At 65.3% G+C, this 17,916-nt stretch carries 16 protein-coding genes; 11 read left to right on the top strand and 5 right to left on the bottom strand.

The genetic code is table 11. The features are described from left to right. The first annotated feature begins 3 nt into the window (after positions 1-3). Positions 4-1,509 carry a M81 family metallopeptidase gene (locus tag L0V05_RS18395; RefSeq protein ID WP_234872962.1) on the top strand — a complete coding sequence of 502 codons (1,506 nt, stop codon included), beginning with the start codon at positions 4-6 and terminating at the stop codon, positions 1,507-1,509. Here the strand turns inward: L0V05_RS18395 and L0V05_RS18390 are convergent. Genes L0V05_RS18390 through L0V05_RS18375 form a run of 4 tightly spaced genes read right to left on the bottom strand, consistent with a single transcriptional unit; the run spans position 1,506 to position 6,223 of the window. Further along, positions 1,506-2,975 (bottom strand): FGGY family carbohydrate kinase, encoded by a 1,470-nt coding sequence (locus L0V05_RS18390; protein ID WP_234872961.1) that lies wholly within the window; start codon positions 2,973-2,975, stop codon positions 1,506-1,508. The two genes, L0V05_RS18395 and L0V05_RS18390, sit on opposite strands and share 4 nt — an antisense overlap. Continuing rightward, positions 2,972-3,931 carry a transketolase family protein gene (locus L0V05_RS18385; protein WP_234872960.1) on the bottom strand — a complete coding sequence of 320 codons (960 nt, stop codon included), beginning with the start codon at positions 3,929-3,931 and terminating at the stop codon, positions 2,972-2,974. Before L0V05_RS18385 ends, L0V05_RS18390 begins: the two co-directional genes overlap by 4 nt. Further along, the gene (locus tag L0V05_RS18380; RefSeq protein WP_234872959.1) at positions 3,931-4,746 is read right to left on the bottom strand and encodes a transketolase; all 816 of its coding nucleotides are present in this window, start codon (positions 4,744-4,746) and stop codon (positions 3,931-3,933) included. Before L0V05_RS18380 ends, L0V05_RS18385 begins: the two co-directional genes overlap by 1 nt. 10 nt (positions 4,747-4,756) lie before the next feature. Beyond that, entirely contained in the window at positions 4,757-6,223 is a 1,467-nt protein-coding gene (locus tag L0V05_RS18375) for an L-fucose/L-arabinose isomerase family protein (RefSeq protein WP_234872958.1), read from the bottom strand. Positions 6,224-6,347: 124 nt separating this feature from the next. On the opposite strand from L0V05_RS18375, the gene L0V05_RS18370 reads away from it, so the two are divergent. The 6 genes from L0V05_RS18370 to L0V05_RS18345 all read left to right on the top strand — a co-directional run bounded on the left by L0V05_RS18370 (position 6,348) and on the right by L0V05_RS18345 (position 11,746). Continuing rightward, positions 6,348-6,515, top strand: a complete 168-nt coding sequence (locus L0V05_RS18370; RefSeq protein ID WP_234872957.1) for a hypothetical protein — start codon at positions 6,348-6,350, stop codon at positions 6,513-6,515. A gap of 49 nt (positions 6,516-6,564) precedes the next feature. Beyond that, positions 6,565-7,506, top strand: coding sequence for a D-ribose ABC transporter substrate-binding protein (locus L0V05_RS18365; protein ID WP_234872956.1), 942 nt, complete (start codon positions 6,565-6,567; stop codon positions 7,504-7,506). A gap of 63 nt (positions 7,507-7,569) precedes the next feature. Next, positions 7,570-8,214 (top strand): DUF2291 family protein, encoded by a 645-nt coding sequence (locus L0V05_RS18360; protein WP_234872955.1) that lies wholly within the window; start codon positions 7,570-7,572, stop codon positions 8,212-8,214. Next, positions 8,211-9,740, top strand: coding sequence for a sugar ABC transporter ATP-binding protein (locus tag L0V05_RS18355; protein ID WP_234872954.1), 1,530 nt, complete (start codon positions 8,211-8,213; stop codon positions 9,738-9,740). The genes L0V05_RS18360 and L0V05_RS18355 overlap by 4 nt, the downstream gene beginning before the upstream one ends. Positions 9,741-9,801: 61 nt before the next feature. After that, positions 9,802-10,860, top strand: coding sequence for an ABC transporter permease (locus L0V05_RS18350; protein ID WP_234872953.1), 1,059 nt, complete (start codon positions 9,802-9,804; stop codon positions 10,858-10,860). A 73-nt stretch (positions 10,861-10,933) separates the two neighbouring features. Further along, on the top strand, positions 10,934-11,746 hold the full coding sequence (locus L0V05_RS18345) for a DeoR/GlpR family DNA-binding transcription regulator (RefSeq protein ID WP_234872952.1): 813 nt from the start codon (positions 10,934-10,936) through the stop codon (positions 11,744-11,746). Between the two features lie 69 nt (positions 11,747-11,815). On the opposite strand, the gene L0V05_RS18340 is transcribed toward L0V05_RS18345, so the two are convergent. After that, positions 11,816-12,298, bottom strand: a complete 483-nt coding sequence (locus L0V05_RS18340; protein ID WP_234872951.1) for a nucleoside deaminase — start codon at positions 12,296-12,298, stop codon at positions 11,816-11,818. Between the two features lie 633 nt (positions 12,299-12,931). On the opposite strand from L0V05_RS18340, the gene L0V05_RS18335 reads away from it, so the two are divergent. The 4 genes from L0V05_RS18335 to L0V05_RS18320 all read left to right on the top strand — a co-directional run bounded on the left by L0V05_RS18335 (position 12,932) and on the right by L0V05_RS18320 (position 17,716). Beyond that, entirely contained in the window at positions 12,932-14,461 is a 1,530-nt protein-coding gene (locus L0V05_RS18335; RefSeq protein ID WP_234872950.1) for an ABC transporter ATP-binding protein, read from the top strand. A gap of 96 nt (positions 14,462-14,557) precedes the next feature. Further along, positions 14,558-15,640, top strand: a complete 1,083-nt coding sequence (locus tag L0V05_RS18330; RefSeq protein WP_234872949.1) for an ABC transporter permease — start codon at positions 14,558-14,560, stop codon at positions 15,638-15,640. After that, positions 15,640-16,569, top strand: coding sequence for an ABC transporter permease (locus L0V05_RS18325; protein ID WP_234872948.1), 930 nt, complete (start codon positions 15,640-15,642; stop codon positions 16,567-16,569). Before L0V05_RS18330 ends, L0V05_RS18325 begins: the two co-directional genes overlap by 1 nt. Before the next feature lie 55 nt (positions 16,570-16,624). Further along, a complete protein-coding gene (locus L0V05_RS18320; protein WP_234872947.1) occupies positions 16,625-17,716 on the top strand; it encodes a BMP family ABC transporter substrate-binding protein in 1,092 nt (363 codons plus the stop codon). The last annotated feature ends 200 nt before the right edge of the window (positions 17,717-17,916 follow it).

Below are 17,916 nucleotides of genomic sequence, written 5' to 3'. Positions count from 1 at the left end.
TCCATGACCTTCCGCGTGCTGACCGCCGAATTCATTACGGAGAACAACACGTTCAAGAAGGGCTTCACCGAACTGCACGACTTCCAGGTCGACACTCTGGCGGAGGGCGATGAGGCCATCACCATGCGGGGCGAGGCGAATACCGAACTTGCCGGCTTCCTCGACGCCGCCACCGACCGGGGCTGGGAGATGACGCATGTGATCTCGGCCCTAGCATCGCCCAATGCGCCGGTCTCGAGCGAGGCCTATGACCTTGTGACCGGCAAGATCTGCGACGCGATCCGCGCAAGGCGTGGCCAGATAGACGGCATCCTTCTCGGCCTGCACGGCGCGCAGGTCGCGGAAGACCATGAGGATGGCGAAGGCGAACTGCTCCGCCGCATCCGGGCGATTGTCGGCCCCGACCTGCCGATCGCCGCGACGCTGGACCTCCACGCCAACGCCACCGAGGCAATGGCGCAGCAGGCGCAGATCTGGGTCACCTACAAGACCTATCCGCATATCGACCTTCGCATCTCGGGCAAGCGTGCGGGGCTCCTCCTCGACGACGCGATGGCGGGCCGGACGAAGCCCACGACCATCCGCCGCCATGTCCCGATGATGGACGAGGCGAATGCCGGACGCTCGGATGTCGGGCCGATGGTGCTGGAATACGAAAAGGCGCGGAAGGAAGAGACTGAGCAGGGCATCCTGTCTGTCTCGCTCAACTCCGGCTTCTCGGATGCCGACATCGCCGAGATGGGGCCGGCGGTCTATGTGACCTATGACAGGGGCGTGGCTGGCGCGGACAAGCGGGCCGCCGAGATTGCCGACGCCCATGCCCGCGCGATCTGGGATGCGCGCTACTCCTGTGCCAACACCTTCCTTGAGGTCGCCGATGCCGTGGCGCAGGCCAAGGGCTTCGATGCCTCGAAGGGCCCGCTGGTGATCGCCGACTATGCCGACAACCCTGGCTCTGGCGCCTATGGCGATGCGACGAACCTGCTGAAGGCGATGCTCGACGCGAAACTGACGGATGCGGTCTTCGCGCCGATGATCGACCCCGAGGCGGCGATCGAGCTCCACAAGCACAAGGAAGGCGATACCGTCACCATCGCCATCGGCGGCAAGAACGACCCCGCCTTCGGCGGCGGCCCGCTGACCCTGACCGGGCGGATCGAGAAACTGTCTGACGGTTTCTTCCGCGGCGACGGGCCGATGCTGGGCGGCCTCGACCGGACCTATGGTACGACGGCGGTCCTCAAGGTGGACGGCGTCGAGATCCTGATCGTGACCGAGCGCGAACAGATGCTCGACCGCCAGCAGCTTTACGCCTTTGGCATCGACCCGACGAAGCGCAAGGTTCTGGCGCTGAAGAGCATGCAGCACTTCCGCGCGGCCTTCGAGCCTATCGCCGGCAAGGTCATCGTCTGCGACAGCGGCGCGCTGTCCACCCCGAAGATGGCCCGCCGCCCCTACAAACGGGTCAAGCGCCCGATCTGGCCGCTCGACGAAGCCACCACGTTCTAGGGCCGGGGTAAGCCGCGGGCGGCCGCAATCGCCGCCTGCCAGCGCCTGCGCAGATCCGCCCGCCACGCCTTATCGCGCTGCGGCTCGAACCGCTGGCACTCGGTGGCGAAATGCGGCTCGACGCCGAGCGAGCGGAAGGCCATTGCCGCCGCGCCGAGGGCACCAACCTCCTCGACCTCGGCCCGGATCACCGGGCGGCCCAGCACGTCTGCCTGCAGCTGCATCAGGAAATCGTTGGAAGACGCGCCCCCATCGGCACGCAAGGCGTCGAGCCGATGGCCCGTATCCTGTTCCATCGCTTCGAAGACATCGGCGATCTGCAATGCGATCGCGTCGAAACTGGCGCGTGCGAGATGCGCGGGACGAGTGGCATGGCTCATGCCCGTCACCGTTCCGGTGGCATGGTCATCCCAATGCGGCGCCCCCAGCCCGGCCAGCGCCGGAACGAAACTCACGCCGCCCGCGTCGGGCACCGTCTGCGCCAGATCGGACAGCGCCGCAGGACCGGAGAGGCCCAATAGCCCCGCCATGAAGCCCGCCGCCTGCGCCGAGACGGTGATGTTGCCCTCGAGCGCATGGGCGGTGCCCACGGCATCGCTCCATGCGATTGTGCCGGACAGGCCATGCGTCGAGGCCACACGGGCCGGGGCAAGCGTCATCAAAGACGATCCTGTGCCATAGGTCGCCTTGACCGTGCCCGGCCCGCGCACCCCATGACCATAAAGCGCCGCGTGGCTGTCACCCATCATCGCACGGATTGGAATGCCGGAGGGCAGGTCCGTCGCGCCTACAGCCGTCACGCCAAAGGCACTGTCAGAGGGCATCGGGCGGGGCAGCACCTCGATCGGTGCCCCGAAAAGCTCGCTCAGTTCCGAGTCCCATTCCAGCCGCCCGGTATGGAAAAGCTGAGTCCGCGAGGCGTTGGAATGGTCGGTCGCGAAAGCCGCGCCCCCGGTCAGGTTCCACAGAACCCAGCTGTCCACCGTCCCCGCCCGGAGCCGCCCCTTGGCGCGGAGCTCGGCCGCCGCTGGCACATGGCGCATGACCCAGCCGAGTTTGGCCGCCGCAAAAAGCGGATTGATCCCCAGTCCGGTCGCAGCGACGACCTGCGGTTCGGCCCCCGCCGCACGCAGCCGCTCGCAGTCGTCCGCCGTGCGGCGGCACTGCCAGAGGATTGCAGGCGTCACCGGCTGACCGGTTGCGGCATCCCAGACCACCAGCGTCTCGCGCTGGTTGGCGATGGCAATGGCGGTGATCCCCTGCCCGGCTTGCCCGACGATCCCGGCGATCACCGAGCGGACCGAAGCCCAGATTTCCTCGGCGGCCTGTTCCGCCCATCCGGGATGGGGATAGCTGGAGGTCAGCGGAGCCGAGGCGCGGGCAAGGATGTGGCCGCCCGCATCCACCAGCACCGCCTTGGTGTTCGTCGTGCCCTGGTCGATCGCCAGGACCAGCGGCCCGGTCATTTCCGCTTCCGCGCCAAGGCCCGGCGCGCTGCCGCCGCGATGCCGTCCTGCGACAGGCCGTATTCGGTGAAGAGCCAGTCGACCGACCCCGTCGGCACGAAGCCGGGGAAGCCCACCCGCTCGACCGGAACCGGATCATGGGCCGAAGTGAGTTCCGCGACCGCCCCGCCAAGACCGCCCCGCACCGAGGCCTCCTCGACCGTCACGATGGCCCCCGTCCGTGCGGCGGCCAGCACCGCCTCGTCATCCAGCGGGTTGATCGTGTGCATGTTGAGGACGCGCGCCGCGATCCCCTCCCCGGCCAGCGCCCGCGCGGCGTCGAGCGCCAGATGCACCGTCGTGCCGCAGGCGATGATCGCAACATCCCCGCCCTCGCGCAGGACTTGAGCCTTGCCGGGCTGGAAGGTCCGCCCCGGCACGACGATTTCGGGCACCGGCATGCGGCTCAGTCGGATATAGACCGGCCCCTCATGTGCGGCGGCCCATTTCACCGCCTCTGCCGTTTCCCAAGGGTCGGCAGGCACGATCACCGTCAGGTTGGTCAGCGGCCTGAGCCAGGCAAAATCCTCGATCGAATGGTGCGTCGGCCCAAGCTCGCCATAGGCCACACCCGAGGACTGGCCGACCAGCTTCACGTTGAAATTGGCATAGGCAATGTCGGCCTTTACCTGCTCCAGCGACCGGCCCGTCAGGAAACAGGACGCGGCCGAGACAAAGGGGATGCAGCCGCCATTAGCAAGGCCCGCGCCGACGCCGACCATCACCTGCTCGGCGATGCCCACGTTGATCAGCTGGTCGGGGAACTTCTTCTGGAAGCCGCCGAGCTTCGACGAACCGACCGAGTCGTTCACCACGGCCACGATGCGGGGATCCGTCGCGGCAAGCGCTTCCAGTGTCGTCACCCAGGCCTCACGGCAATCATGAAGCCCTGCGGCTTTGGGTGCTGCCTGTACCATCAGACCAGTTCCTCCATCGCCTGTGCGAATTGTTCGGCATTCGGCACGCCATGGTGCCAGGATGCCTTGTTTTCCATGAAGGACACACCCTTGCCCTTGACCGTGTTGGCGATCAGGCACAGCGGCCGGTCGGTGGGCGTGGCGAAGGCCGCGAGCAGCGCCGCCGGATCGTGGCCATCGACCTCGACCACCTGCCAGCCGAAGGCGCGGAACTTCTCGTCCAGCGGATCAAGGCCGCTCGTCTCTTCCGTCCCCGCCCCCTGCTGAAGCCGGTTGCGGTCCACGATCAGCGTCAGGCGCTTGAGCTTGCGGTGCCCGGCGACCATCGCCGCTTCCCAGTTCGAGCCTTCCTGCAACTCGCCGTCGCCGGTCAGAACGAAGGTGCGGTGGTCAGAGCCCGTCAACGCCCCGGCGATGGCGCTGCCGACCGCGACGGGAAATCCGTGGCCAAGCGGGCCGGTATTCGTCTCGACCCCCGGCAGGTAGTTGCGGTTCGGGTGGCCGTTCAGCCGCGACTTCGGCTGCATGTAGGTATCAAGCCAGTCTTCAGGGTAGTAGCCGGCGGCGCAAAGCACGGTGTAGAGCGCGCCGGTCGCATGCCCCTTCGACATGATGAAGCGATCCCGATCTGCCCAGTCCGGCCGCTTCGGATCAAAGCGCATCACCCCGAAATAGAGCGTCGCGATAATGTCGGTCGCTGAGAAATCCCCGCCCGGATGGCCAAGCTGCGCCTCGTGCACCATGCGGAAGGCGCGGCGCCGCATCCACAGCGCCTTTTCCCGGATCAGCGGGACGGGATCGTTCAAATGGGTCATCGAAACCTCGTCAGAAGCGCCGCGGGAAGGTCAGCGCGGGTTCGGGGGGCGTGTCGTGATTGTAGATCGGCCAGCCCAGATAGCGGATCACCGCCTCGTTCACGATATCGGCGTGGTGGCCGCGCACCATGGCGACGTGATGCTCGAACCCGTTCTGGGTGACGAAGCGCATCAATTCGCGCAGGCGCGGCACGCGCGACACGGCGATGCCGCCATCCATGGCAAAGGGCGCGTCGGTGAACTCGCCCTGCCCGAGATAGCATTTGACCGTCCCGGCCCGGTCGTCGGTCGAGAGGCGGAAATAGGTCATCGGACCGGCCTTCACCTTGCCCTTGACCGCGCCAAAGCATTTCTCGCGGCCGATCACCTCGCCCAGCACGTCCAACTCGCCGATTTCGGGCGTGTCGCCGATGAAGGACTTCGGGTAGTTGCCGCAATGCGTGCAGACGCAGAGGTCGGCCTCGTAGGCGTAGTTGTTGTTCCAGTCGAGGATCGCGGGCGGCGCGCCCGAAGCCAGCGCCAGCGCATACATCGACAGCGCCCCCATGATGTCGACCTCGCAGGCGGAGGGCATCAGTTCCTCCCCCATCATCGACATGGTTACACAGGTTGCGCAGCCGAAATTGTCCTGCAGCGACCGCCAGCACTGGATGGCGCTGGCATCGCAGCCGTTTTCCTCGATCCAGCGGTTGACCGCGAGCGTCCAGCGCGCCTGCTTCTCAATCTGGGCGGGCTTGATATGGGCGGGGATCCGACCGTAGCCCTTCACTTTCTCAAGCACCGCAGTCAGCGCCGGATCGTCGGACTTGATCGCCGCTGCGGCGCCCATCATCTCGGACAGGTCCACGGTCACGACCGTAACGCCGGCAGCCTGCAAAAGCTTCTCCGAATAACGCATGGTCTGGAAGGCGCCGGTCCTCGCCCCGATGGCGCCGAGCCGCGCCCCTTTCAGTCCCCGCACCGTGCGGCACACGCGCGAGAAGCGCTCAAGGTCGCGCCCGAATTCCTCGCCCCAGGTGTCGCAAGTATGCGTCGTCGTTTCGGTGAAGGGGACGCCGTATTGCCAGAAGTTGTTGGTGACCGAGATCTTGCCGCAGAAGGCGTCGCGGCGCGAATGGACATCGACCTTGTCGACCTCGTCATTGCTGGCCTGCAAGAGGATCGGCACGTTCAGCTTCGCGCGGTTCACCAGCTCGGCAATGGCGATCTCGTCGCCAAAGTTCGGTAAGCAGATCACCAGCCCGTCGATTTCGTCCCTGTGCGCCTTGAAGTGCTGGGCGTATAGCTCGGCATCGGCGACCGACTGGACCGCGCCATTCGCGGTCGCCTCATAGGGCAGCGTGATAGCCGCGATCCCCAGTTTATCCAGCTGGGCCAGCACCTCGTCCCGCGCGGCGCGGCAGGGGGCCGGGCTGAAAAACGCCCGGCTGCCGATCACCACGCCAAGCGTGACCTTGCGACGGATGGTCAGTGTCATTCTCTCCTCCCGGAAGCGAACCGCGGCCTCGCGGGGATCGAGCTTTGCTTTCGATCGCTTTCGCTTTCTGCGTTTTGTAGCCGTTTTGACGGAAGATGGCAAGCTGCCGCCTTGGGCATGAAACATGCCAAAATTCATCGAGACTGCAAGATTTTTAAGTATTTCGCTTCCGCAGAACGGCACCGCGGCGGCGCAGCGGGAGCAAGGCCCAGAATCACCTGCAGCAAACGATAGCGAAAACATCAGCATTCGAAAGTTCTTGACGAGAATCGAAAACAATACTCAGAAATGATCAGGAGGAATCGCCACCAATCCGGTTGCGAACGAAAGGGAGGTCATCAATGAACTTCAAACGTCGCCTGCTCATGTCCACTGTGGCGCTGGCCCTTGCCGGGGCGCTGCCCTCGCTGGCCGCAGCCGCAGACACCATCGCGATCATCACGCCGAGCCCCGACAACCCCTTCTTCAAGGCCGAGGCCGAAGGTGCCGCCGCAAAGGCCAAGGAACTGGGCTACGAGACGATGGTGCTCGTCCATGATGATGACGCCAACAAGCAGTCGGAACTCTTCGACAGCGCCATCGCCGCGGGCGTGAAGGCCATCATCCTCGACAACGCCGGCGCCGATGCCTCGGTCGCCGCAGTCCAGAAGGCCAAGGATGCGGGCATCCCCTCCTTCCTGATCGACCGCGAGATCACCTCGACCGGTGTCGCCGTCAGCCAGATCGTATCGAACAACTACCAGGGCGCGCAACTGGGCGCCGAAGAGTTCGTCAAGCTGATGGGCGAAAAGGGCGACTTCGCCGAACTTCTGGGCAAAGAGTCCGACACCAACGCCGGCATCCGCTCCAAGGGCTATCACGACGTCATCGACCAGTATCCGGACATGAAGATGGTCGCCCAGCAGACCGCCAACTGGTCGCAAACCGAGGCCTATTCGGTGATGGAGTCGATCCTTCAGGCGAACCCGGGCATCAAGGGCGTGATCTCGGGCAACGACACGATGGCCATGGGCGCCTATGCCGCGCTCGAGGCGGCGGGCCGCAAGGATGTGATCGTGGTCGGCTTCGACGGCTCGAACGACGTGCGCGACTCGATCCTGAAGGGCGGCATCAAGGCGACCGTGCTCCAGCCCGCCTACCAGCAGGCGCAGCTCGCTGTCGTGCAGGCCGACTCCTACCTCAAGACCGGCAAGACCGGCGTCGAGGAAAAGCAGCTGATGGACTGCGTGCTCATCAATGGCGACAATGCCAAGGATCTTGAAACCTTCGCGCTGAAGAACTGATCCCGGCAGCCATTCCCGGCGCGCCGCTCCCGCGCGCCGGGATTTTCCATTGCAGAGACGCAGATGAACCGCACCTTGCTGACGGTCACATGCCTTGCCGCGGCCCTGTCGCTTGGGGCCTGCAAGATCGTGAAGACCCCTGCCCCCGGAACGCAAACCGCTGCAGCCGATGCATCCGGCGACGACGCCCGGATCTCGGCGATCCTCAACGACACCTATGATCAGAAACTGCTGCCGCTGGTGAAATCCCAGGCGAGCGAGTTTGCCGATCTGCGAGCAGCGATTGCCGCAGGGCTCGATGCCGCCGGTCAGGCGCATGGCCACCGCGGGGCGGGAGAAGGTGCGGCCTGGAACTTCGCGGCTAAGGGACAGGGCAAGGTCGTCGACGCCAATCTGGAATCGCGGGCGCGCAAGCTTGAGCTCGACACGGACGGCGACGGCAAGGCCGACCTGACCCTGCAACTGGGGCCGGTGGTAAAGGGCACCGCGCTGCGCGATATTGCCCCGTTCTACGATTTCACCGACTTCCGCGACCAGATCGAATTCGCCAAGCTGGCGCGCGCGCTCAATGACAAGGCTGCGGCGGCACTGGCGACGCCAGAAGGCGATCCGAAGGGCAAGACCGTCACCTTCACGGGTGTTGTCGCCCTGAAATCGCCGACCGAGGCCTGGCTCGTGACGCCGGTCGAGATCGCGGTGGCGCCATGAGCGCCGAACCCCCGATCGGCCTGTCGATCCGCGGCGGGGTCAAGGTCTATCCCGGCACCCGCGCGCTGAAGGGTGTGGATTTCGACCTGCGGATGGGGGCGGTCAACGTCCTTGTCGGCGAGAATGGCGCGGGCAAGTCCACGCTGATGAAGGTCATCGCCGGGGTCGAGGACCTGACCGAGGGCCGGATCGAGATGGACGGCCGCGAAGTCCGCTTCCGCGACAAGGCCGATGCGGTGAAGCATGGCATCGGCATCGTCTTCCAGGAGCTGAACCTGTTCCCCAACCTGACCGTGGCCGAGAACATCTTCATCGGCCGCGAGCCTGTGCGCGGCGGCATCGACATCGACCGCGAGGCGCAGCGGCGCGAGACGCGGGCACTGATGCAACGGCTCGAACAGGACATCGACCCCGATACTCCCCTTGGCCTTCTGCGCATCGGCCAGCAGCAGATCGTCGAGATCGCCAAGGCCGTGGCGCAAGATGCCCGCATCCTGATCCTGGACGAGCCGACCTCGGCGCTGTCGGCCCACGAGGTCGAGGTGCTGTTCCGCGTCATCGCCGAGCTGAAATCCCAAGGCGTGGGCATCGTCTATATCAGCCACCGGCTTGAGGAACTGATCCGCGTCGGCGACTACATCACCGTCCTGCGCGACGGCACGATCACCGGCGCGCGCAGCATGGAGGGCGTGGACATCCCCTGGATCGTCCGGGCGATGATCGGCGACAGTTCCAAGGACTTCCCCCGCACCGAGGCGCCCGCCTTTGGCGCCGAGGTCTTCCGCGCCGAAGAGATCACCCTGCCCCGCGAAGGCGGCGGCTACACGGTCGATCATGTCTCGCTTTCGGTCCGGGCGGGCGAGATCGTCGGGCTGTACGGGCTGATGGGCGCGGGCCGGACCGAATTCCTCGAATGCATCATGGCCCAGCATCCGCATGCGACCGGGCGCTTCTTCGTCGAAGGCAAGCCCCTGACCGAACGCGACGTGGCGGGGCGGATCGACCGGGGCATCGCCCTGATCCCCGAGGACCGCAAGCGCGACGGCCTCGTGCAGATCATGGCAATCCGCGAGAACCTCACCCTTTCGGCGCTGAAGCGCTTCACCCGCGCCTTCCACCTTGACCTCAGCGCCGAAGCGACGACGGCGATGGACTTCGTGAAGCGCCTGACGATCAAGGTCGCCAGCCCGGAAAACCCGGTCTCCAGCCTGTCCGGCGGCAACCAGCAGAAGGTCGTCATCGGCAAGGCGCTGATGACCGGGCCGAAGATCCTGCTGATGGACGAGCCCTCGCGCGGGATCGACATCGGCGCAAAGGCCGAGGTGTTCCGCACGATGCGCCGCCTCGCCTCCGAGGGGCTGGGCATCCTGTTCGTTACATCCGACCTCGACGAGGTGCTGGCGCTGTCGGACCGCATCCTCGTCATGGCCAATGGCCGCGTGACCGGAGATTTCCCCGCAGGCGCCGACGCCGCCGCGGTGATCTCGGCCACCGCCCCAACCGCATCCAAGGGAGCCGCCGCATGACCATCCGAATTTTCTACGAAAATTCTGAAATTTCGCAGAGATTTCGGACCGGGAGGCTCGCATGACCGCGATCGCCCCAGCTGCCGCGCCCTCCTCTTCGTCGGGTCTGCTTCTGCTCCTCAGGCTCAGAACCTTTGTCGCGCTGATCCTCGTCCTTGGTTTCTTCTCGGTGATGGCTCCGAACTTCCTGACCGCGGCCAACGCCGTCATCGTGACCAAGCATGTGGCGCTGAATGCCTTCCTCGCCATCGGGATGACCTTCGTCATCATCACCGGCGGAATCGACCTTTCGGTCGGCTCCATCGTCGGGCTTTGCGCGATGGTGGCGGGATGGCTGGTGCTGTACGGCATCGATCCCGGGATGGGCTGGTCGATCCAGTTCAACACCTTCGAGATCAGCCTCATCACCGTGCTGGTTGGCATCTTCGTCGGCACCATCAACGGGCTGCTCATCACGAGACTGAACGTCGCGCCTTTCATCGCCACGCTTGGCACGCTTTATGTCGCGCGGGGCGCGGCGCTCCTGTCCTCGGGCGGGCGGACCTTTCCGAACCTGAACGGCAATCCCGACTACGGATCGGACACGTTCGCCTTCATCGGCACGGGCACGATCCTGGGCATTCCGGTGCTGATCTGGATGCTGGTCGCGGTCGGGCTTCTTGCCTCCTACATCTCGCGCCGCACGCCGCTAGGGCGGCACATCTACGCCGTTGGCGGGAACGAGCGTGGTGCGGCCCTTTCGGGGGTCAAGGTCAACCGCGTGAAGATGTTCGTCTACATGTTCTCGGGCTTCTGCGCGGCGCTGGTCGGGCTCATCATCGCCTCGCAGCTACAGGCCAGCCACCCGGCCACGGGCGAGACCTTCGAGCTGAACGCCATCGCGGCGGCCGTGCTGGGTGGCACCTCGATGTCAGGCGGGCGCGGCCGGATCGGCGGCACGATCATCGGCGCCTTCGTGATCGGCATCCTCGGGGACGGGCTCATCATGATGGGGGTCTCCTCCTTCTGGCAGACGGTCATCAAGGGCGTCGTCATCATCGCCGCCGTGGTCATCGACCAGGCCCAGCAGAAGCTGCAGGCGCGGGTCGCCTTGCAACAGGAGGCGGCGGCCGGACGCTAGGGGCATTGCCGCAAGACCCAAAACGACTAGGATCGCGGACAGCCCATTTCCAGGGGACATCAGGACAGAACCCGTGCAACAGAGACCAGCCGCCCTCGACCGCGAAGAGTCCCGTGTCGGTCTCCTGTCCGAGCCGCGCCGCCGCCGGATCCTCGAATGGATCCAGGAGGAGGGATCTGCCCGCGTCCGCGAACTCGCCGCCGCGTTCCAGGTCTCCGAAGCGACGATCCGGCAGGACCTCGAGCGGCTGGAGATGGAAGGCACGATCACCCGTGAACATGGCGGGGCCTTCCTGAATTCGGTTCCGGCGCAGGTCGGATCGATGACGCTCCACCATCAGGAGAACATGGACCGCAAGCGCAAGATCGGCGCACTGGCGGCCAGCCTGGTCGTGGATGGCGAGACGCTGATCCTCGATGCCGGCACCACCACGACCGAGGTGGCGACGCGCCTTGTCACCAAGAAGAACCTCACTGTCATCACCAATGCCCTGAACATCGCGCTGATCCTGGGCGCGGTGCCGGGATTTGCCGTCCACATGCCGGGGGGGCAGTTCAAGGCGCCTACACTGTCGCTGTCCGGGGACAGCTCTGTCGAGTATTTCCGCAACATCTTTGCGGGCAAGCTCTTCCTCGCCACCGCCGGGGTCGCGCTGGATGCGGGCCTGACCTATCCGAGCTTCGCGGACCTTCAGCTCAAGGAAGCGATGATCAAAGCGGCCTCGCATGTCTATCTCGTCGCCGACTCCTCCAAGATCAACAAATCCTCCTTCACCCGCCTCGGCTCGCTGGAAGTGCTGCATTCCTTCATCACCGATGACGGCATCTCCGACGCCGACGCGAAGGAGTTCGAGCGGCGCGGGATCGAGGTTCTGATCGCCCGCTGAGGCTGTCGCCGGTCGAACGGACTGGAAGCCCAAAGGTCATTGACCGTTCTCTAGGAGCAGCGGAGCGCCCTATCCCCACATCCCTTCATGCACCGCGGCTGCCTCGTCTTCGAGCATCGGACCGATGACCTCGATCTCGCGCTGGCCGGCGGCGAAAACCACCCGGCACGGCAAGTCGAGGGTCGGGTTCTCGGGGTGGTTGCCGGTGATCTGCTTCATTGCGTGCTCGGACAGGCCATAGACCACCCGCTTCAGCCCGGCCCAGTAGATCGCGCCCGCGCACATCGCGCAGGGTTCGGCCGAGGTGTAGATGGTGCAGTCCTTCAGGAGCGCCATCGGCAACGTCGTCGAGGCGCGGGTCATCAGCACACGCTCGGCATGGCCGGTCATGTCGTGGTCGGGCATGTAGGCATTGTGCTGGGTCATCAGCACCTCGCCATCCGGCCCGACGAGGATCGCGGCGAAAGGATGTACCCCGCCTTCGCGCGCCTTGCGGGACTCTGCGATGGCGCGGCGCAGGAGGGCTATGTGGTCAAGTTCCGTGGCGGTCATCGGGCGGCTCCCTCGCGTAGCGGCGGTCTTTCGGACTCTCGAACCTTATTTCTTCCCAGACAAGCCGCCTGTTCGCGGCGGATCGGCCGTGGCTTCGTCCGCCGCCCGGAAATTGGGCGGGCGCGCGCAATGTTATGCAGTCGGGCGGACCATCGCAGCAAAGGATGCGAGGCCGCGACCTGCCCCGGCGGGAGGGCATCGTCCCATCCCCAGGGTCGGAAAAGCTCGCCTTTCCTGACAGTTGGCTGCAACCCTCAGGCGCCAGGGCAGCTCCGGTGGCCCCCTCTCCGCCTGAAAACTCCATGAAATCCGGGGCTTCCTTCTATCCGCTAGGGTTGCCGATTATTCCGGCAGATGCCCGTTGAATCGCTTGTGGGCTGCAGGAAATCCGGTCTAGCCTTCAAGGCAAGACGACTGTCGACTGCGGGTCACTGGCGATCAACGCCTGGGCCGGACGACAACAGGGGGTTGGGGATGACGGTCCCGATGCAAGGGCGGTGCCCAGATAGATGCGGGGCCATTACCAGCGCATCATTTGAAGCTGCTTCAAAGGGCGACCGGCTATTCAACCCCGGAAGCACTCACGCAAAGTGCAGCACGGTCCTGCTTGCATGAAAATCTGACGGAGCGCCGATGTCCTCTCCATCTCTCTGTCTCGAACTGACCGGAATCACCAAGCGGTTCCCGGGCGTTCTTGCCAATGACAATGTCGGCTTCAGCGTCCGCCCGGGCGAAGTCCATGCCCTTCTCGGCGAAAACGGCGCGGGCAAATCCACGCTGGTCAAGATGATCTATGGCCTCGTGAGACCTGACTCCGGTCAGATGCGGTTCAACGGGGCGGCCTACACCCCGGCCCGCCCAAGCGACGCCCGCACTGCCGGCGTCGCCATGGTGTTCCAGCATTTCAGCCTGTTCGAGGCGCTGAACGTCGCCGAGAACGTCGCGCTCGGCATGGAAAACCCGCCGCCGCTGCGTGAGCTTGCCGCGCGCATCCGTGCCGTCAGCGAGGAGTATGGCCTGCCGCTCGATCCCGCGCGGATGGTGGGCGATCTGTCGGCGGGCGAACGCCAGCGGGTCGAGATCATCCGCTGCCTGCTGCAGGATCCGAAGCTGCTCATCATGGACGAGCCGACCTCGGTGCTGACACCGCAGGAGGTCGAAATCCTGTTCCGCACCCTGAGGCAGCTTTCCGCGGAAGGGACCGCCATTCTCTATATCAGCCACAAGCTGGACGAGATCCGCTCGCTTTGCGACGGGGCGACCATCTTGCGGCGTGGCAAGGTGGTCGCGACCTGCGTCCCCAAGGAAAAGACATCCCGCGAACTGGCCGAGATGATGGTGGGCGCGACCTTGAACCCGCCTGAGCGCCGCCCTGGCGAAAAGGGCGAGGTGGTGCTTGGTGTGACCGATCTGTCGGTCGCCTCGCCGATACCGTTCGGCACCTCGCTCAAGGAGGTCACCTTCACGGTGGCGCGGGGCGAGGTCCTGGGCATTGCCGGCGTCGCCGGCAATGGTCAGGACGAGTTGCTGCTGGCGTTGTCTGGCGAGTTGCGCGTCGCCCCGGACAAGCTGCGGATCAAGGGCCATGCGGCGGGCGACCTTGGCCCCAACGAACGTCGCCGCACCGGTCTCGTGGCCGCGCCCGAGGACCGCTACGGACATGCCGCCGCGCCGGACATGACGCTGGTCGAGAACGCCTTCCTGACCGGAGCGATCCGCAAGGGTCTGACGCGCCACGGCTTCATCGACTGGGCGGGCGCGAAAGCCTATGCCGAGCAGGTGATCCGCGACTACGACGTGCGCACCCCGGGCAGCTATGTCGCGGCACGCGCCCTGTCGGGCGGCAACCTTCAGAAGTTCCTGATCGGCCGCGAGCTGGACCAGAGCCCCGAGATCATCGTCATCAACCAGCCGACCTGGGGCGTGGATGCCGCCGCCGCTGCGGCGATCCGCCAGGCGATCCTGAACCGCGCTGCCGAGGGCGCCGGCGTGGTGGTCATCAGCCAGGATCTGGATGAGCTTCTGGAGATTTCCGACAGCTTCGCCGTTCTGAATGCCGGCCGGTTGACGAAGCCACGCCCGGTCGAGGGTCTGACGATCGACCAGATCGGCCTGATGATGGGCGGCGCGCATGGCATGGAGGTGGCCCATCATGGCCACTGATCCGCGCCGCAACCGGCGGTCGGCGGGCTGTGAAGCCGCTTCCGACCTGATCGAATTCACCTGCCAGCCCAATCACGCGGGCCGAGGAGACGCCGCATGCTGAGGCTCGAGAAACGTCCCATACCGTCGCGGTTCTGGCTTTATGCCACCCCGGTCGTGGCAGTGATCCTGACGATGATCTTTGGCGGGCTCCTGTTCGCTGCGATGGGGGTCAATCCCTTCGCCGTGATCAAGACGATCTTCTGGGACCCGCTCTTTGGCGAGTTCGCGTTCTACCTGCGTGGCCAGCTTCTGGTGAAGGCCGGGCCGCTGATCCTGATCGCGATCGGCCTGTCGCTCGGCTTCCGGGCGGGCATCTGGAACATCGGCGCGGAAGGCCAGTACATCATGGGCGCCATCTTCGGCGCCGCCGTGGGCCTGGCCTTCTACCCGACCGAGAACCGGCTGATCTTTCCGTTGATGGTGATCGCCGGTGCTTTCGGCGGCTGGGTCTGGGCGATGATCCCGGCGATCCTCAAGACGCGGTTCAACACGAATGAAATCCTCGTCTCGCTGATGCTCGTCTATGTCGCGCAGACGATCCTTGCCAAGGCATCGACCGGGTTCCTCAAGAACCCCGAAGGCATGGGTTTCCCCGGCAGCCGCAACTTCTCGAGCTTTCCTGCCGCCGCCAACCCTGAGCTGATCGCAGGATCGGGCCTGCACTGGGGCGGTGTCACGGCGGTTCTGGTAGCGCTGGCCGCCTGGGTCCTGCTGAGCCGTCACATCATCGGCTTCCAGATCCGGCTGACCGGTCAGGCCCCCCGCGCGGCGCGCTTCGCCGGTGTGGCGCCCAAGCGGCTGGTCGTCCTCTGCATGGGCCTGTCAGGGGCTCTGGCAGGCCTTGCCGGCCTCTTCGAGGTCACCGGTCCCGCCGGCCAGATCAGCATCGACTTCAACGTAGGCTACGGCTTCACCGCGATCATCGTGGCTTTCCTTGGCCGCCTCAATCCCATCGGCATCGTGCTGGCGGGGATCCTCATGGCACTGACCTATGTCGGCGGCGAGATGGCATCGACCAACCTCGGCCTTCCCTCGGCGGCGATCCAGGTGTTCCAGGGGATGCTCCTGTTCTTCCTGCTGGCCGTGGACGTGTTCACCAATTATCGCGTCCGCTTCGGCCGCGTGGAGGTCGCGTGATGGATATCGCGGGCATCAACCTTGTCACCCTCATCGCATCGCTCATGGTCGCGGCCGTGCCGATCCTCCTTGCGGCGATCGGCGAACTGGTGGTGGAGAAGTCGGGTGTTCTGAACCTCGGGGTCGAGGGGATGATGATCATGGGCGCGATCGGCGGCTTCATGGTGGCGGTCGCGACCGGAAGCCCGCTGATGGGCTTCATCGGCGGCGCGATCGGCGGCGCGGTGCTGAGCCTCTTCTTTGCTGTCCTGACGCTCGGGTTCCTCGCCAACCAGGTCGCCACCGGCCTGGCGCTGACCATGTTCGGCCTGGGCCTGTCGAGCCTGATGGGTCAGGGGTACAACGGCGTCAAACCCCCGCCGACAGGTGCATTGTTCGGCCCGCTCGGCGACATCCCGGTCATCGGGCCTATCCTCCTCGGCCATGACTGGATGGTCTATTTCTCGATCCTCATCGTGGCCGTGGTGTGGTGGGTGCTGCGCTACACCCGCACGGGTCTTATCATCCGTGCGGTCGGCGAAAGCCACGACGCCGCCCATGCGCTTGGCTACAATGTCGCGCGCATCCGGCTGCTCTGCATCATGTTCGGCGGCGCGATGGCGGGCCTTGGCGGGGCCTATGTCAGCCTCGTGCGGGTGCCGCAATGGGTGGATGGGATCACCGCAGGCGCCGGCTGGATCGCGCTTGCCATCGTCGTCTTCGCCAGCTGGAAACCGTGGCGGGTGCTGCTCGGCGCCTATCTTTTCGGCGGCATCACCGTGCTGCAGCTCCGACTTCAGGCCGCCGGTTCTTCCATCCCGGTGGAGTACTTGTCGATGGCCCCGTACTTGATCACGATCCTCGTGCTGGTCATCATGTCCTCCGGCCGCAGCAAGGCAGCGCTGAACGCCCCCGCCGCACTGGGACAGAACTTTCACGCCTCGCGCTGACGGGGCAATAAAACCGGGGGCCTCCTGCCCCCGCATAACAGGGAGAACTACCACGATGCTTCGCAGAACATTGCTGGCGAGCGCCGCGCTTGGCCTCGGCCTGAGCCTGGCTTCGGGCGCCTTCGCGGCTGGCATGGACAAGGTGAAGGCCTGCTTCGTCTATGTCGGCCCGATCGGCGATGGCGGCTGGACCTATCAGCACCATCAGGGCGCGCTCGAGTTGCAGAAGGCATTCGGCGACAAGGTCGAAATCGCCTGGCAGGAAAACGTCCCCGAAGGTGCGGATGCCGAGCGGGTGCTGACCCAGATGGCGCTTGGCGGCTGCAACATCATCTTCACCACGTCCTTCGGCTACATGGACGCGACCAACGCTGTCGCCGCCAAGTTCCCGAACGTGATGTTCGAACATGCGACCGGCTTCAAGCGCGAGCATCCGAACGTCTCGACCTACAACGCCCGCTTCTACGAGGGCCGTGCGGTGCAGGGCTATCTTGCCGGCAAGATGACCAAGTCGAACAAGATCGGCTACATTGCCTCGTTCCCGATCCCCGAGGTCATCATGGGGATCAACTCGTATTATCTGAACGCCAAGAAGGCGAACCCGAATGTCGAACTGACGGTCGTCTGGGCCTTCACCTGGTTCGATCCGGCGAAGGAAGCCGATGCCGCAAAGGCACTGATCGACTCGGGCGTGGACGTCATCGCCAGCCACACCGACTCGACCGCGCCGCTGGCCGAGGCAGCCAAATCCGAAGGCAAGGTGGTGGGCTTCGGCCAGGCGTCGGACATGGCCGAATACAAGCCGAGCCCGCGGATTTCGTCGATCATCGACAACTGGGGGCCCTACTACGTGAAACGCGTGGGTGCGCTGCTTGACGGCAGCTATGCCCAGGCGGACGCCTGGGAAGGCATTTCCGGCGGCGAGGTCAAGATCGGCGAGATCACCGAGGCCGTGCCGGCCGACGTGAAGGCGGAAGCCGAGAAGATCCGCGACGAGATCGCGGCGGGCACCTATCACCCGTTCACCGGCCCGATCAACAAGCAGGACGGTTCGCCCTGGCTGGCCGAAGGCCAGACCGCGCCGGATGGCGACCTGCTGGGCATGAACTTCTACGTCGAAGGCGTCACCGGCGATATCCCGAAGTGATCTGACGCCGGTCAGAAAAACGAAAGGGCCCGCAGCGCGGGCCCTTTCTGTTTGCTGCCCTCGTGCGGCCTCGTCAGCCGGTGACGCGGGCGCGCTGGTCGTCGATACCCATTGAGATGAGGATGGGATTGTTTGTCTGTCGCTGTTGGAAGCTGGCCTTGTCGGAGAGGCCCTTCCAGTTTGCGGCGATGAGGGATTGG

Source organism: Alitabrizicola rongguiensis, from assembly GCF_021491355.1.
Taxonomy (GTDB): domain Bacteria; phylum Pseudomonadota; class Alphaproteobacteria; order Rhodobacterales; family Rhodobacteraceae; genus Aliitabrizicola; species Aliitabrizicola rongguiensis.
Note: the sequence above shows the minus strand (reverse complement) of the source record. Positions and strands in the feature narration are given on the sequence as shown.

Excerpts from the sequence above, each read along its gene's own strand:
- L0V05_RS18375 (WP_234872958.1), bottom strand. The coding sequence starts at position 6,223 with ATGACACTGACCATCCGTCGCAAGGTCACGCTTGGCGTGGTGATCGGC.
- L0V05_RS18385 (WP_234872960.1), bottom strand. The coding sequence starts at position 3,931 with ATGGTACAGGCAGCACCCAAAGCCGCAGGGCTTCATGATTGCCGTGAG.
- L0V05_RS18355 (WP_234872954.1), top strand. The coding sequence starts at position 8,211 with ATGAGCGCCGAACCCCCGATCGGCCTGTCGATCCGCGGCGGGGTCAAG.
- L0V05_RS18370 (WP_234872957.1), top strand. The coding sequence starts at position 6,348 with ATGCCAAAATTCATCGAGACTGCAAGATTTTTAAGTATTTCGCTTCCG.
- L0V05_RS18390 (WP_234872961.1), bottom strand. The coding sequence starts at position 2,975 with ATGACCGGGCCGCTGGTCCTGGCGATCGACCAGGGCACGACGAACACC.
- L0V05_RS18380 (WP_234872959.1), bottom strand. The coding sequence starts at position 4,746 with ATGACCCATTTGAACGATCCCGTCCCGCTGATCCGGGAAAAGGCGCTG.
- L0V05_RS18365 (WP_234872956.1), top strand. The coding sequence starts at position 6,565 with ATGAACTTCAAACGTCGCCTGCTCATGTCCACTGTGGCGCTGGCCCTT.
- L0V05_RS18320 (WP_234872947.1), top strand. The coding sequence starts at position 16,625 with ATGCTTCGCAGAACATTGCTGGCGAGCGCCGCGCTTGGCCTCGGCCTG.
- L0V05_RS18330 (WP_234872949.1), top strand. The coding sequence starts at position 14,558 with ATGCTGAGGCTCGAGAAACGTCCCATACCGTCGCGGTTCTGGCTTTAT.
- L0V05_RS18350 (WP_234872953.1), top strand. The coding sequence starts at position 9,802 with ATGACCGCGATCGCCCCAGCTGCCGCGCCCTCCTCTTCGTCGGGTCTG.
- L0V05_RS18335 (WP_234872950.1), top strand. The coding sequence starts at position 12,932 with ATGTCCTCTCCATCTCTCTGTCTCGAACTGACCGGAATCACCAAGCGG.
- L0V05_RS18395 (WP_234872962.1), top strand. The coding sequence starts at position 4 with ATGACCTTCCGCGTGCTGACCGCCGAATTCATTACGGAGAACAACACG.
- L0V05_RS18325 (WP_234872948.1), top strand. The coding sequence starts at position 15,640 with ATGGATATCGCGGGCATCAACCTTGTCACCCTCATCGCATCGCTCATG.
- L0V05_RS18360 (WP_234872955.1), top strand. The coding sequence starts at position 7,570 with ATGAACCGCACCTTGCTGACGGTCACATGCCTTGCCGCGGCCCTGTCG.
- L0V05_RS18340 (WP_234872951.1), bottom strand. The coding sequence starts at position 12,298 with ATGACCGCCACGGAACTTGACCACATAGCCCTCCTGCGCCGCGCCATC.